Annotated in this window: 6 protein-coding genes; all 6 read left to right on the top strand. The window is 54.0% G+C overall.

Annotated features, from left to right (window positions below):
* Positions 1 to 535 precede the first annotated feature (535 nt).
* The 6 genes from MXE41_RS02790 to MXE41_RS02765 all read left to right on the top strand — a co-directional run bounded on the left by MXE41_RS02790 (position 536) and on the right by MXE41_RS02765 (position 16,727).
* A complete protein-coding gene (locus MXE41_RS02790) occupies positions 536 to 2,992 on the top strand; it encodes a U32 family peptidase (RefSeq protein WP_247099277.1) in 2,457 nt (818 codons plus the stop codon).
* 1,172 nt (positions 2,993 to 4,164) lie between these two features.
* Positions 4,165 to 5,058: a 3'-5' exonuclease gene (locus MXE41_RS02785; protein ID WP_247099276.1), complete on the top strand. Its 894-nt coding sequence runs from the start codon at positions 4,165 to 4,167 to the stop codon at positions 5,056 to 5,058.
* Positions 5,059 to 7,923: 2,865 nt separating this feature from the next.
* Positions 7,924 to 9,138 (top strand): sodium/glutamate symporter, encoded by a 1,215-nt coding sequence (gltS, locus tag MXE41_RS02780; RefSeq protein ID WP_246977600.1) that lies wholly within the window; start codon positions 7,924 to 7,926, stop codon positions 9,136 to 9,138.
* A gap of 2,521 nt (positions 9,139 to 11,659) precedes the next feature.
* Positions 11,660 to 12,757: a hypothetical protein gene (locus tag MXE41_RS02775; protein ID WP_247099275.1), complete on the top strand. Its 1,098-nt coding sequence runs from the start codon at positions 11,660 to 11,662 to the stop codon at positions 12,755 to 12,757.
* Positions 12,758 to 13,168: 411 nt separating this feature from the next.
* Entirely contained in the window at positions 13,169 to 14,539 is a 1,371-nt protein-coding gene (locus MXE41_RS02770) for a hypothetical protein (RefSeq protein ID WP_247099274.1), read from the top strand.
* Positions 14,540 to 15,722: 1,183 nt separating this feature from the next.
* Positions 15,723 to 16,727, top strand: coding sequence for a hypothetical protein (locus tag MXE41_RS02765; RefSeq protein WP_247099273.1), 1,005 nt, complete (start codon positions 15,723 to 15,725; stop codon positions 16,725 to 16,727).
* Positions 16,728 to 16,854: the final 127 nt, after the last annotated feature.

Genomic DNA, 16,854 nt, shown 5'->3' with positions numbered 1-16,854 from the left:
ATAGATACAACGTATCAATAAAAGCAAATATAAGATCCCCGATATTGTTAGTGCTTGTGCGCAGGCCCGAGGGCAGGCTGTTACCCCATGGCATGGGCCCAGGCCTGATGGCAGGCTGTTACCCCATGGCATGTGCACAGTCCTGAGGGCAGGCTGTTGCCCCATGGCATGCGCTCAGTCATTTCCGCTCATCGAGCTGAACATATTGATAAGATCGCGCAAGTGGGATAAAAGCTGATTTAGCAGCGCTGCAAGCTGATACAATGCCCCAGCGCTGCCCGACCATGGACAGTAAGCCCTGCTGTTAAAACGGCAGGACCATGCTGTTATAAGGCATTGGGTGCCTGCCATGCCGTGCATGCCCGGCCTGCCATGGATGCCATGCATGCCGTGCCAGCTGTGGATGCCGGCCTGCTATGCATGCAATGCATGCTGAGCTGCCATGGGGCCACTGCCTGTCACACAGAAAGGCAACCATGCTGTTGCATGGGCTGGGTGGAGCGCACTGAGGAAATAATTTGCTGAGGACTCATTGATGATGCCACGTAAGCTGGAACTGCTGTCTCCTGCCAGAAATCTGGAGGTTGGAACTGCTGCCATTATGGCAGGTGCCGATGCCGTCTATATTGGCGGTCCATCTTTTGGTGCCCGCTCGGCAGCCGGTAACAGCATTGAGGATATTACAGCCCTGTGCGCCTTTGCTCACCGTTTCGGCGCTCATGTGTACATGACTGTTAATACCCTGCTCTACGATCATGAGCTCGAGGGTGTCGAGCAGCTCATAGCTGACGGCCGTAAAGCCGGTATTGACGGCATTATTGTTCAGGATCCGGCTGTTCTGACCATGGAGGCCGCCCGTGGCCTTGAAATCCATGCCAGTACCCAGATGAATATCGATACGCTCGATAAGGTGGCTTTCTGCAAGAAGCTGGGCTTTGGCCAGATTGTGGTTCCTCGTGAGTTCAGCCTCGATGAGATTCGTTCTTTCTGTCAGACTTATCCTGAGATCCGCTTTGAGGTCTTTGTATCCGGTGCCCTGTGCGTAAGCGTCTCAGGTATCTGCTATATCTCAGAGACCATGACAGACCGCTCGGCCAACCGTGGTTCCTGCGCTCAGATTTGCCGTCTTCCTATGGACATGTTCCATCACGATCGCAAAAATCCTGAAGCCCCTGATGAAAAGATTGCCTCAGGTCACCTGCTCTCAATGAAGGACAATTTACGTCTGCATGAGCTTGAGGATCTGGTAGAGGCCGGTGCTTCATCTTTCAAGATTGAGGGCCGCCTCAAGGACCGTGATTATGTGGTCAATCAGGTAGCGGCTTTCCGCGAGCGTCTGGACAAAATCATCGCCGCCTCCAATGGTCGGTATGAGCGCTCTTCCTCAGGCGTGGTCAGCCGTGGCTTTATCCCTGATGTCTCCAAGACCTTTAACCGTGGCTTTACCTCAGCATGGCTGCATGGTGACAATGCCAATATGACCAATACCTCCTCTCCAAAAAGTCTTGGAGAGCTTATGGGCAAGGTCACAGCCCTGAGCAGCACCCAGCCACCAGGCTCAGACAGAAGAGCCTTAGGGAACAGAGGCTCAGCCCAGCGCGGCCATAATGGCCGCAATAGCTCAGCCCATGGCGCAGGCGGTGCCAGCACCGGCGGCGGCAGCGGCGGCGCATGGATCGACATGCGCATGGAGCGCGCCACCATGGTATCCAATGGTGACAGCTATACTTTCTTTGATGCCACAGGTGAGCTCACCGGCTTCAGAGTCAACAGAGTTACCCTTATTGACGATGCCAGCACAGGAAGAAACGCATCCGGTAAATCAGCCTCAGGCGGGCGCAACGGAACCAACGGAGGCAAAGGCGCCAAAGCTGCAAAGAGCGGCTGGACCGAGGTTAAAGGGGTACGCAAGGGCGAGACCGCCCAGGCTGCAGCCGCCACCAGCAGCGCCACTGCGGGTGCTGCGGCTCCGGCCGGCAGCATTGCTGTGCAGCCGGGCCAGACTGTACGTCTGCATCTGCTCTCAGCCATTGAGGGCATGAGCGTGGGCTGTGCCCTGCACCGTAATGTTGATGCTGTCTTTATCAGGAATATCAACATGCCTAAGGCACTGGTGCGTCGCATGCCTCTGCAGGCCGGCATTGCCTTTGATGGCAATAATGTTGTTATCAGCTTTGCTGACGAGCTGGGCCGCAGCGGCAGCGCTGCAGTCTCAATAAGTGAGGTGCATGCCTCTCTTATGGCTGAAAATCCTGACTTTGATCTTGGTGGTCTTAACCCTCTCAAGCCAGAGGTGATGCTTTCCAAAATGGTTAAGCTGGGTGATGATAATGTCAGCCTTGCTGAAAGCGCCATCAAGCTTGATATCAGTGAGCCTGAAAAGCTGCTGATGCCGCTGTCGGCCTTTAACAGCCTGCGCCGCGCAGCCCTGCAGGATTATCTGAGCACAACTCAGCTTACCCGTGAGCAGTGTCGTGAGCGCAATCTTGCCTATATGGGCGGCACCACTGACTGCTACATCTTCCCTGGCCTCAATGCCAGCGGCTTTGCCGCCGCCCCGGTCTGCGACCCTGACAGCGCCGACCTCATTACTGCCGCCGTCACCTCCGGCCCGGCTGCTGCCGCAACTGCCGCAGCCGATGCTGCAGCAGGCGCTGAGGGCGCACCAGCAGCTGAATATGACAACGAGCTTGATTTCATGGGCGGTATTGACAGCCGTCTGGTATTCAATGAGCGTTCCCGTGCTTTCTACATGCAGCACATGGGCGGACGACTGGAGCCACCTAAGCCAATTATTGAAAAGGCCGTCATGACCTGCCGCAACTGCCTGATTAAAAATCATGCTGTATGCCACGACGATGGCGGCTCTACCGTGGGCTACTATCTGCTCATTGGCAAGCACCGTTTCAATATTGTCACCAACTGCAAGCGCTGCCTGATGTACCTGGTACCGGCCGAGGGCAACCCGGCCCCGGTCAAAACAGCCGGCTGACAGAGCCGGCACGACCTGCATCCCGGCTACCCCGGACAGGCCATTATCTGAGCCCTGCTGCCTCTGATGCTGCAGGGATCAGCCACAAACAGGCCAGGTTCATCAAAGGCCCCGCCATGACGTAGCAACAGCCCTGCCATGACCCGGCCACAGGTGACCACAATAACCGGCCCGACACAGCTGTGAATGCCCCAAGCATGGCCATTTATGGTGCGCAATCGCTGTCCTGACACAGCCGTGGCTGCGTACAGCTGCCTCCACGGCCCTGCCATGAATGGGCTGTATCCCTGATATTGCCCTGGCTCATGCATCACGGGGAAACATCACGGAGCATCATCCCAGTTGTGGCTGCACGATGCGACAAGGCAATGAGCGTGGCATTGAAATATGGCTGATCTGCTATCTCCTGCTTCTGCACCATAACCATACCTTTGCCCCTCAGCAATTCAGGATGATGCAGTCTGCATAAGCACAGTGAAAATGGCTGCCTGTCAGGCTGGTGAGCATGGTCGCATGATGCACAGGTGAAGCATATTGCTTTTGCTGTCATGATGCATGATTTCAGGGCACAACAGCTTACAAGTTAAAGAGGCCATGTGTGCAGCTTACGGATGAGTATGTGCACATGGGGCAGCCGTGCTCAGGCTGAAAGGTGTTGCAAGTGCTGAGGTTGCAAGGTGTAGCAACTGCTCAGGAGCCCCTGCATTGGGGAGATCAGGGTTGCAATTATGAGCCGCCGGTACGCTTTTGCCGGGTAAACTTTTGCATTGGCTTTGCTTGTGGCAATATAATTAGCCCTCATTAAGCGTCCTTATGTCCTCCTTACCTGACAGCACGCAATACAGCCTCCCAGGCAAAGTGCCACCACCACAGCCTGGCGCGGCCAGAAGATGCGCAGCACTGGAAGCGCTGTAAAGCGCAGCACCACTGGAGCAGGGGCAGAGTGCTGATGCGCATCTGCAGCAGCACAGAATATACTGCAGCGCGGCCGACAGTGCCCATGGCATTTACGCTATGCCTGCATGGTTGCCTGCCTGCAGTCCTGCCTGCCTGCGTGTATGCAGGCACAGCTGCCTGCAGGCAATGCTGTCAGGTATCTTTGGGATGGTGGGTGGTCAGGGCATTATGGGGCCTTTTTACATACTGGTTTAGAGCAATTAACGGAGCGTGATATGGATAGTTTTCCCCTTAATAGAATCGAAGATATTAAGTGTCATCCAAATGACTTCCGTCTGCTGGAGCGCGTGCCTGTCACTCGTGCAGATGTTCAGGAAATGCTGCCAATCATCCTGAATGACAAGCTCGAAGGTGAAAATACCTGGTCAGTAGTTTTCCTCGATACGGAGACCACTGGTATGAACGCAGTGTCCGACAAGGTAATCGAACTGGGCATGGTGCGCTGCACCTTCTCTCTTGACCGTAAAATTCTGCTCTCCATTGACAGAATTTTTGATGCCTACGAGGATCCAAAGCGCCCAATCCCTCCAGAAATCACCCGTCTGACCGGTATCAGCGATGATATGGTCAAGGGCCAGCGCTTTGATGATGAGACCGTGCTTAACTACTTTGTTGACGGTCCGCTGGTAGTGGCTCACAACGCATCCTTTGACCGTCCTTTTGTCGACCGTCGTTTCAGCAATCTCGAAAGAATGCCATGGGCCTGTACTCAGAAAGAAATTGACTGGAGCAAGCTGGGCTTTGGCGGCTACAAGCTTGAATTCCTCTTACAGAGCTCAGGCTATTTCTATGAGGCCCACCGCGCCTGCAATGACTGCCTTGCCCTGTGCTATCTCATGTACATAACCCCAGGGGCTTTTGAGTCCCTTTATAACAGCTCTATCGAGGCTACCTATAAGATTGAGGCCATTGGCGCTCCTTTTGACTGTAAGGACAATCTCAAGAGTCATGGCTATCGCTGGGACAGCAATGAAAAGTTCTGGTATATCCAGGTTACCGGTGCCACTGCCGTCACTGAGCAGCTGTCTTTCCTGCAGGGACTGTACAGACAAGCACGCGACAAGGTACGCATCATCGAGTTTACCGCCCGCGAGCGCTACCGCGCCTGACCTGACGGTCAGATGCCCGCCTGGGCCCGGCCCTGCAGGCCGGTCCCGGCCTCACCGGCAGCAGCTGCTGCACGCCGCTGTGCCTGCAGTTCCATGGCAAGTATCATAAAGCCTACAGCAACTGTCTGTGCCCTTACCAGAGGACGAAGCGCTACCGCGTTTCGTCCTTTGTGCTCTCTGGGCAGGCAAATATTGCCCATGGCTCTGCCTCTGTCATCAGCAAGGGGCAGCCGGCAGCGGCCCGTCATCAGATCTGTTGAGCTGTCAGGCCTGACTGCCGCACAGCTGCCCCTGCAACCAGTCATTCCAGGCGTTGGGCCGGACGGACCTCACAGAACAGTCCAGTCGACGTGCCGGACGGACCTCACAGTACAGTCCAGTCGACGGGCCGGACGGTCTTCACAGGCCAGTGCAGCCACGGCGGCCACTGCAGACAAGTAAGTTCAAGGATGGACAGGGAGGCACTCCTGCTTTCAATTTGCTGCAGGCCAGTGCCTGGATCATGCGCAAGCGCTTCGCTTCGTGGGCAAAAGGTGCGGTGCTAAGGCGATCACTTACCTTAGGCTGCCTGATAAAGCTCAGCAGCACTGGCCCTGCCATTGATGTCGTGACTGAATGGTGCACGGATCAGTAGTATTTTGGTATGGAGATAGAGCTGGATGAGCCACGTCTTATGAGTATTTTGCCTGGGCAGTCAGGAGCGTACTCATTTATTCAGGTTCGGGAGCTGCCGACCTACATGCCGGCGGGCTGGTTGAACTGGATTTACTGGCGGGGATTTTCAGCGTGATTTTGCTGGGCAGAGGCTGTCCATGCGGATTTTTGTTCGCAGTGGTCTGATCGGGCAGATTTTGGGATGTGGCCAAAGGGGCGGATGAGTATTTTGGATGGGCAGGAGGGGCGGCTGACATTTTGGATGTGGCCTGAAGGGCGGCTGACATTTTGGTGGGGGATGGGGCGCAGCTGCGCTCCGGGAAGTGAGAATATTGAGCGCTAATGGCGGGATTTTTCTGGGCGGGAAAGTATCAGGTCCTGATATGGGGCATCAAGTGCACCATTTGGGGGTTAAAAGAGCTCGAGGGCGATTTTCATGGGTAGCAGGGGCTGTGCATGTGGACAGTCTTTTGTGTCATAAATTATGCGGGCAGCCGGGATTTGCCGGGGTATAACCTGGACGTAAATGCTAATGTTTTCCACAGCAAAGGCGGACGATCAGCCGGTTTTTCTTGAGATATTGGCCATTATTGCTGTATATTAGGGCAGTTTTTTGTTTCTGCCCTACAGCGCCCGTGTTCATATTCAGGTTTGTCTTTTTGACCTGCGGAATAAACTTATTCCTCACACATGCTAATCACTTCCTGAGCACAAGGCTGTAAGCGCTCTCACGACAGGCCGGACCGGTAGCGGACCGTGCTTTTACCTGAGCAGCTGCGCTTATAATCAGGCCAGGGAATCAGCTGTGCAATGCGCATCAGGCCGCATCAGGGCAACAGAAAACAGGCAAGTAAACGCTTCTGCATATCTGCAGCCTCAACGCAGCCCGCCAGCTTTTCCCGGTTGGCAGGCCCGGAGCAGCTGCGACTGTCTGTATATCACCTGGCTCTGTCCAATATCAGCAGACCGAAGTTTTGCGCCATGACTGAGGCATTGCCTGCAGGTCAGGGCTGGCAAAGGCATGGTCATGCTGTCAATATCTGGCGGCAGTGATACAGACAAAGGCAGAAGGCGCGGATCCCATTTCGCGAGCCATATACTCACGAGCTGCAAGCCGGGAGGCTTGTCAGAGCACTGTGCAAAACATACTTATTGCTCTAACGCAATATGCTCCCAGAAAGCATTTCAAAGCGTAGTACTAAGCTGTCTTTCACTCTGCGGGCAGCGCAGCCTTTTGTACCATGACCATTTTGTCCCTGTGGTTGCAAAGGCGCTTACTGCGCAGGTTTCACAAACCACCTGAGCTCAATCAGCTGACTGACCATAAGTTCAGTATCAAACCACAGTCTCACAGCTGGCCGGACTTTTACTGTCCGGCCGGCCCCTGTGACCTGTCAGACACTCAGTCTGAAAGAGAGTTGCCACCACCTGGCCCCTGGTCCGGCGGCAGCTGGTTTATATGCTGACTGGTCTATTATCAGGAACCGTGGCGGCATGATGCCCCAGCCCTGATGATACTGACGCAGCCGCAGCGGTGACTGTCTGTCCTGTGCACTCAGGTGCAGAGGACATAAGCAGACGCCAGCGGCCCGGCCTGACCTGCAGGCCTCAGCCTCAGGGCTGACGGCCCTGAAGTCAGGGACAGAAGGCGCCATACAGTATGCAGCATACATCCAGCAGTTATGCATCCGGATGGATGCATAGCTGCAGGATGCCCCATGCACGAATCCCCATGCAGGGGCTTGATGCATGAATCTTCATGCACGAATCTCCATGCAGGAAGCATGAGGCTGTGCCTTGCACATGCAGTTGCATGTGCTGCACACAAGGCGCGCTGTGTGCTGAGCAGTCTGCCCATGGAGGCAGACTGGTCAAGTCAGGTCAGATCCCACATTTTTCCGCAGCAGTCCGGCATCATGTCGGAAAACACCTGAGTCTGCAGTTATGGCATATTCATCAGGGCCCACGGCCACGCTGATGAACATCCCATGCCTGCAGCCGGGGCTGCATCAGCCTCTGACTTTTGTAAACTGCCAGGGCTTGTCCATGAGCAGACCACAGTGAGGGCAGGGCTGCACCGGGGCTTTGCCCGGCACTGCCAGGGCACAGGCCGGGGCGTATGCCCTTAATGCCGGAAAGGAAAGATATGGGCCGGGAGCATTGTTTTGTCTAGCTTAGCTTACCCCTTAATTTGCTAAGAAGGTAACGTTTATGTTTACATATACTTTTGGTATGGAGGAGACCCTGGCAATTGCAGTAGTCCTGCTGCTGCTGGGTCGCTGGATTAAGGAAATCTTTACTGTCCTTAAGCGCTTCTTTATCCCTGCCCCTGTAATCGGTGGCATCATTTTCTCCATCTTCACTCTGATTGGCCACGTGACTGGATCCTTCCAGTTTACTTTCGACTCCCAGCTCAAGAGCCTCCTGATGCTGGCCTTCTTTACCACCATTGGTTTTGCCGCATCCTTTAAGATGCTGATTCATGGTGGTTATGCCGTAGCCCTGTTCCTTGCTGCCTCCATCGGCCTGATTCTGGTACAGAACACTGTAGGTATTTCCATTTCCTACCTCTTTGACCAGAACCTCTTCATGGGTCTGGCTGCAGGCTCCATCTCCCTTACCGGTGGTCACGGTACCTCCGCTGCCTTCGGTCCATTACTGGTAGAAAAGGGCCTTGAAGGTGGTCTGACCGTATCTGTGGCTGCTGCCACCTTCGGTCTGGTAGCCGGCTGTATGATTGGCGGTCCTATTGGCAAGCGTCTGATGGCCCGTTATCACCTCAGAGCTTCTGACGATCAGATCAACCACGTAGTTGAGAACCCTGATATTGTTGAGGGTAAGCTCACCAAGGAAGAGAAGAACATTGATGAGCCTCTGCTGTTCTCCGCAGCCTGCTACATCATTGTTGCCATGGGTATCGGTCACTTCATCATTCTGGGCCTCTCTGCCCTGAACATCACCATTCCGGCCTACCTTGGTCCTATGATGGTGGCTGCCGCTATCCGTAACTTCCTTGATTTCAAACACAAGAGCGTTCCATTACACTCCATCAACGTAATCGGCTCCATCTCCCTGCAGCTGTTCCTGGCCATTGCCTTAATGACCATGAACCTGTGGGAACTGTCCGCTCTGGCTGTACCTCTGGTAACTATCCTGCTGGTTCAGACCGTGGTTATGGCTCTGTTTGCCTACTTCGTTACTTTCCGTATCATGGGCAAGGACTACGATGCTGCCGTAATCGCTACTGGTCACTGCGGCTTCGGTATGGGTGCTACCCCTAATGCCATGGCTAACATGGAGACCTTCACCGGTGCTAACGGTCAGTCTCCAAAGGCCTTCTTCGTAGTACCTATCGTAGGTGCGCTGTTCATTGACTTCGTCAACTCAGCTATCCTCTCCTTCTTCCTGGCCTTCCTGCCAGCCTGATAAGATCCAGACCCGGCTTAAACCAGTTCCGGCCTCATGCCGGGCCTGAGGCCGGCCTGAAATAATAAAGGGCACAGCAGCATGACTGCCGTGCCCTTTATTATGCCCGCCAACTGCACCCCCACATTTTTCATTATCAACCCAGCCCCGCCGCCGCTGCGTACCGCAGCACCGCACCGTCGCGCCGTGCAGCAACAATCTCGCAAGCTATCCCCTTTTCCCAAGGCACAACGTCTCAGCAATCAGGCATCGGGCCTGCACCACAGTCTGACATCAGGCCAGTATTGCTTACCAGTCATCAGAGCAGCGAATGCCCCCAAGTCGTATGGAACAAGGCGCATGGCTCATATCCCAACCCAATCAGGCAAAGCCGTCCATGAGCACGTAGCCTTAACTGGCCACCGTTCTCTTTATCCCCTGTCCATAATGCCCAGACTGCAAAGCGGCATTGAATTCGGCCTGTATCCAGTCAGCATGTCAGCCCGGCAGCCGTCAGGCGGCAGGTCTGAACCTGTCCTTTACAGCACAGCCCTGCACCTCCTCCTGTGAAGTTGCAGACGCATATGTGCGACCCTGTCCTTCTCCATCACATGTTAGCCCTTTGCTGACATCGCGTATGCGACTCCCAGCGACCATGGTCAGACTGAGCAGCCTGCACAGCCTGCGCCGCATGCCTGCGCTGCATGCTCTGAAAACCATGCCGCAGCAATGCCATGGCCTGCCCTGAGCCATGCTGACACTGCACTGGCCTGGTCATAAGGCATATCCTTGTAAGGCTCTCACTATGATGGCGCCATACATGAGCACGGCACTGGCGCGCACCTTATTAATCACGAGGTAAAGCTGCGATGTGCCCTGGGCATAAGCCTTGCCAGGCTGATAGTGCCTGCAGTAAGGTCTGCGCTGCCCTGCCAGGCACAAACTGGGCTCTCAATATTAAGCTCTTGGAAACCAGCCTGTCTTAGCAGGTCATAAGGGTCAGGCCATCACCGGCCTGATGGCTACGGTGCTCAGCTTTGGCGCATGAGCAATAGCTGACCTGTAGTGGGCATCACTTTGCGCACCATGCACTCAAAAAGCCTTTGTGGCGAGCGGGGCATGCCCGGAGCCCTGTCGCAAGGGCGCATGCCTGGCCCTGAGTGTCAGTCCCATCATAAGCTCTCAGCTTTGTCAGGATCAGCATGAGTACTGGGCACCATGCCCTTTGATATGGCTGAGCATAGCCCTGCAAGTAAGCATAAAGTTGCCTCAGATCACAGATACATGATTATCTTCCTGTCCTGGGCATTAAGTCCGTTTCTGAGAGACTCAAAGGGCTAAAATTGTTCTCTGTCAGCCAAAGAGCCAGTCCTGTCACAATGACGCGCATATCGCTCATGCCCTGTGCTTTAACCAGCACTAAAGAGCGCACAGCGATCGCCCTGAGTCAGTTCAGGCCCGGGAAGTGGGGCAGACTGTGCCCCATAGTGCCGGGTATGCGTCCTCATCAGGCTGTCGCCAGTTGCGGCTTTGGCCTGCAGCCGCTCAGGGCTGCAGGCAGCATGGCCAGCAGGCACCAAGGTCTTCAGTAAGCATGGCCAGCAGGTTCCCGGCCCACAGTATTCATGCTCTCCCAAAAGCCGATCAGCCCCACTGGAAGTTCAGCCGTAGTCGCAGTCTCCAGCATGCTCTGTTTTGTGCCAGGCCACTGTGCACTGGTCAAAACCTGGAGACAAACCCGTAAGCGGGCTCCAGGACACAGTGCCGTACCGACAAGCATCAGATCCTGCTCATTGCTATAATCAGAGCTTGTCAGCAGCTTATAACCAGCTCAAAATTGTAAGAATGAGCCCGGGCCGAAACTGGCTTTTGCCAGGGCGGGTTTTGGTCAGGCGCATGCGCAGTCGCAGTCGTAAGGATTCAGACTTCATGGGTATGGCCTGAGAGAGCAAAATACCGATGTGGTGCCTGAGATTTGAAAGGTCAGGCCTGAGCGTCAGGCTGTAACTTCGTTTTCAGGATCATGATGCAAGCCTTACCCGAAGCCGCAGCCTGAGGCAAATCCACAGCCAAAGGCAGAGCAGTAGCCGTCGCGATGGGCAAAGCACTATCCAGCGGCATGGCCACAGCTTGAGGCAGAGCAACAGTCATGGTCGAGCACCAGTCAGGGGCAGAGCCACAGCCATTGGCTGGATCGCGGCCGCAGATTGCTGCCCATGAGAATGGGGCGCGGATATGGCGCCGGCCGGGGCTGCCGAGCGGAACATGGCAAGGCTTCTGTGGGGCCTGGTAGCTGTTTGGGCGCCGGCCGGGGCTGCCAGAGCGCGGCATGGCAAGGCAATGGTGCAGGCTGCGTGTCAGGTTCTGGCAGTTCATGGAGGCGCGTCTGCAGGTCTCTGGCATCGTGGCTGGACAGATTTTTATGACGGCGGTCGGACCTGGGGTACGCCCAGCTGACCGTTACAGCTCAGGGGACAGGCAGCACTGCTCTGCCGGTCGCAGACATAGGATTTATTATTACCAATGTACAGGAGTTTCGTGCATGAAGGGCAATAACGACATTGAAAAGCTGGTCAAACTTCAGAACTTTATTTCTGGTACCGCAGAAAATCTCAGGGAGAACTATGCCGATCGTAACAAGGATGATGCCGATACTCTCAAGGTCCTTGATACTTATGCTGACAGCCTTGATGTAGAGCAGATTATGTCCATGATTGAGGGCATCAGTCCTGAGTTCATTGAAAATCTGACCCGCCCGTCTGAGGCCGCACAGGCACCTGAGGGGCAGAAGGGGCAGGATGGCAGTAAGGCTGCTGTCAGTGCCGATGAGGACGATGACAATGGACCAGGTATAATTGCTGCGCACAAAATCATGGAGCTCTTCAAGGCACCTGAGATTGAGAATGCGGACGAGGTTCGTGGTGTCCGAGGCTTTTTCATGTGTCCTCCTCAGGAGACTACCAGTCTTGCTCTTGACAGCCTGGCCGTCTGCGGCTGTCATATAAACTCCCATGTGCTGATGGCCTGTTATCTCATCAATATCGGCAAAATCAAGACTGAAGAGCGGATGAATACTGTCGGTCAGGTGCTTGACCAGGTTAAGCGTTATGACCTTGTGATCAGCCGTCTTGCCAAGATTTACTGCAAGCTGCGCCAGGGCAATGATTATATGACTCTGACCACAGTACAGTGTGCTGCCATCAAGCTTACCTGCCTGTTTATGATTGCCGTAATTTCAAAGGGCTTTGTTGAATTTGAAAAGTCCCTTGAGCCATGGTGGTCAGAAGGCAGGTTCAGACTGAATATTGAGCCTTTTGCCCGCGATATGGAGCATCAGCTGCGCCACTCCATCATCTATGATGTCGAGGGTCCAATGGATCCGGACATGATCTCAATGGTCTTCTTTTTTACTGACACCTGCAGAGTGACACAGGCAGTAGGCCTGAAGTACTTTGACGCCCTCAGGAGGATCGATTTGCCACCAGCTCTGGTGGGGGCCGTACCTGGTATGAACAAGTGGGTTAAAAAGCTGCCTCTGGCAACCAACAGGAATGTCAAACGTGCTCTGGTAGAGCTCATAAAGAGCCACATTGGCAAAGGCACCTGCTATATGGGCAAGAGCCTGGGCATCCAAAAATAACAGACCAGAGCAGTCCCGGCACCGTATATAGCCATGGTCACAGCCCCAGCCCAAGACACTGCCAGGGGCACAGGCAGGATCACAGCCCCATCACCGGTTTCAACCACATCTCAGGGGCTGTACTCATCCCTGGCCGCTCCCTGCCCCGCGCCATGGCACAGGTCCTGGCACGGCCACGGTCCTGTGCCTGACATCCATCAGCAATACCATCTTTGCCAGCCCATCCAGTCTTTAACCTGCTCAGCCTGGCCAGTCTTACCGGTTCATGCCTGCAGGTCCACGACCTGCTCAGCCCTGCCGCTCATGACCGGTTCATGGTTGCAGGGCTTTGACAGGCTCAGCAAATCCTGTTGTGATGTTGATGCTCAGCTATGAGCACTTGCTCTTTGGCCGGATGTCAGTCTTATTCAGGTGCGGGCAGGCAAGGCCGGTTTGAAAAGCATGATGCCACTGGCGCAGCTGCACTGGCCTGAATGGGCATGGTGCAGCCCTGTGCAGACTGTGGCATCCTTGGGCATCATGCGGATGTTTTCCGTCACTGATATGCACTCACTGAACCGCGCGGCCGTGCACAGCACTGGCATGCACTGCATTGTGCTGCGTGCTGAACGGCACTGCATGGTATTGCCAGTTTTGTGCATAATGGTTGATGTCGTCATGCAGAGGCCTTCAGGGCGCTGTGATACTGAGGTGATGAGGCTCTGCTGTAGTGTTCAGGACGCCAGGTATCAGTCCTGGGCCGTGCCAGGAGTTTTGACTGGTTTATTTTGCTTTCCAGAATTTGAAGGTAAGTATTTTTTGGGGGATGTTCCAACCCTCCATTTTGAAGGATTAGATATGAGTTCAATTGATCAATGCCAGGCAGAAGTGAAAGGTTTTGACACTGACACAGTGGTGCTTAAACTGCAGGAGGCCATGCTCCATCCTGAATATGCCGCGCTCAATGAGCGTGACGGTAAAGTGTATGATTTGAGCCATCAGACCATGGCCGAAATACTTGGCGTCCCCCTGCCTGATGATGGCAGCAAGGTTATGGCTGCCACACGAGATTTATTTGGCAAACAGTTCTCTGTCAGATTCATGCTCCAGAACAGCTCACATTTCTCTGCTTCGATAATTGCAGCCCGACTGGTGATGGCTGCCGGTCTGATTGCAAATGGCAGTATTAAAGATGCCAGGCAGGAGGTGCAATTTTTCGAAACAGTCAGTGCTCTGACGCTCATGTCCAATATGCAGACAGTACTGGAAAGACTGATAAAACAGCATGCAATCTCTCTCATGAAGCTTGAGCTGACAGCAGGTCATGATTATTTTTCAGCTGTGCTGGCCTTATATCAGATACGACTTCTGGAGCAGCTGGTAATGCTTGAGGATAATTTGCCAGAGTGGTGGAAATTGCCAGAGGCAGAGCTCTCTGCCAGTAATGCATATATTTTCTGCATGATTTCGTGCGTCAGGATTGTATTGTCACAATACAGCGAGCCTCAGATTGTTCTGGCTCATTCCGTTGCAAAATTGTACGGTGACTACCTTGACCTCATCAAGGAAGGTAAAAGATCCATGACTGATGAAGATCTCATCGAAAGCAAAATAGAAGCACTGTACGGGCTCAAACTGCCTGAGAATGTAATAAATGCAGTTCCAGGACTGAAAACTCATATGAAAAGTCCTGCAATTGAGCCTGACGAGAGCATCGATCGCAGGAAGCTTGATACATTCGGGGAATTTTGCTCCACTCTTGAGTACTTCCATCACCTTGACAAGTATCAGTTCATAATGTGATCTGCAGGGCCGGGCACCGATCAGAGCACAGGTCAGGCCTGCTCAGGCCTGATGACATGTAACATCTGACAGCTCTGACGGCTCTGGCAGCTCTGACGATTCGGACGACTCTGACGACCCGGTCCGCTCGGACAGCCCCGGCAGCTTTCACGGCTTTGCCGGGGCATTTCATGCATTACAGTAAGCCAGCCCGGCAGCCTATATTTGAGTCAGTGCCAGTTCCATGTCCACCTTTACTTCTCTGTGATAATACTGCCCTGCAGGCAGCTGTCCCTGGTGAGCAGCTGCCTGAGATTACATCCCCACTGCCTGAACCTGTCACCCTGGCTTGCTTGAACTTCACTCCGGCATCCGTCCCGCACTGTCGCCCTGCCTGCCCAGATTGTGCCGGTAAGCCCCTGACCAGTACGTAAACACCTTACCTGACAGGGAAGAAGCAGCCATTGAGGCGGCCCAGCCAGCAGCTGCGCAAACTGAGGCGCCAGGCTCTGCCCCAGCCCCTGCCCCTGCATTTGCATCTGCGGCCGCATTTGCATCTGCGCCTGCGGTCGCTGCATGGGCATGCAGGGCATTGCCGGGCAACAAATGCTATGGTTACGGCCAGCTTACAGCTGTGCGCCATGTTCCATTGACTGGTCAGTGGCAGACTGTGCTTTACAGCCTCCTGCTTCTGTAGCCTTATGTCGACACAATAAGCGCTGCCCTCTTTCATCCGCTACTGTGCAGGTTCCAGAGCGGCTCTGAGTCTGCAGAGACAAGAGTGTTGCCTTGAAATGTTGTCCCACATACCATCAGCTACCCTGCAGGCCGTCTGCAGGGACTGCTGCACTGAGAACTTAATTGAAGAGTTCGGGGAGGTCGACATGAAAGATCAGGCCGGAGATTGCAGACAGGGCTGCATGAATTCCAGGATGAAGATTGCAGGCAGGGCTGCATGAAGTCCGGGCAGCAGAGTGCAGGCAGGGCTGCATAAAGTTCGGGCAGCAGAGTGCTGGCATATCTGCATCAAAGACCTTGTCAAGGACTGTCAGACGGCCTGAATTACAGCTGCTGTCGCTGCTGCAGCCGCATCCGCCGCCATTGGCTGGCGGCCGGCGGCTGGGAACTGTGCCTGCGTGGCCTTTTGTGAAAAACTTTAATTTTGGAGAAAAACATGAGTTCAGTGGAGCAATGTCTTGCTCAAGTGGAGAGCTTAGATGTTCTTACTGTGCTGGATAAAGTCGAGGCTGCTTACAGTCATCCTGATTTTGAGGTGTTCCGCAGCATGAAAACAGACACCGATCTGGAGCTGGTACCTTTGCTTGCCGGAGTTCCTGTGCCTGATGACTTCCACGAGCCGGTCATCAATTTCTTCAAAGAAGAGATGGACAGGTACATTCCTTTTATCAGATTTGTCAAAACACCAATGCCAAAGTACGGACAGATCTTCGACGTCAGAATGGTTACTGCCGGTGCTCTGATTGCAAGAAAGAAGATCAAAACCCCTGAGCAGGAAGAGATCTTTCTTAATACTGCTGCCCGTCTGGTTGCCCTTAACAATATCCAGAAAGCCATGGATATTATGTTAGATCAGGTGTTTATCTTAAAACACAAGGGAGAGGCCATGACTGTGGGGCAGCTTTACCTTTACCGTGTGCTGGCCATGTTTCAGGCACGAATCAATGAAGCCCATTATCTTCTTGAGGAGAATCTGCCGCAGTGGTGGAAGGTACCTGAGCTCAAGTATCCGGCTGCTGATATTTATGCCCTCAGGCAGTGCAAGTACATCATTGCAAGAAGGGCTGAAAATCCTGATTATCAGTATGATTTTTCCGTACCAGGTATGAAGAAGCAATGTGAAGAGCTGCTTGCCCGTCCTGAGCTTGAAACAGGTGCCAGAATGCTCGAAAAGCTGCGTATGGTAAGCATTAAGCTTGCGCATTTTAAACTTCCATCAGAGGTTATTGCGGCACTGTATGAGCAGCAGTTCTTCCTTAAAAGGAATTCAATTGCCGCTGAACCTGGCATGAAGCGTAATCTGCTCAGAAGGTTCAAAGAAGTCAGCGCCAAAACCCTGATGTGTCCTTACACAGGAGATGCATTGCTCGACGCTTTCATAGAGGGGCTTGACAAGGAATATGTAGTTGACAGCCTGCACTATATGGCTCCCGGGATCAAAGATTTGATAAAACTGGCCAAGATTCTCTGAACAGACTCAGTTTCACATGCTCATGACCTGATTGAGCCACCGGATATGCCCTGGCGCCTGGCATGAGCAACTGCTGTCCGGCCTGTCTGTCCAGCGCCGCCACTGCACCAGTCACTGCGCTCACTCA

Origin of the sequence: Anaerobiospirillum sp. NML120449 (genome assembly GCF_023051105.1) — a bacterium.
Taxonomy (GTDB): Bacteria; Pseudomonadota; Gammaproteobacteria; order Enterobacterales; family Succinivibrionaceae; genus Anaerobiospirillum.
The sequence above is the reverse complement of the archived record's forward strand: the minus strand, read 5'-3'. Positions and strand labels throughout refer to the sequence as shown.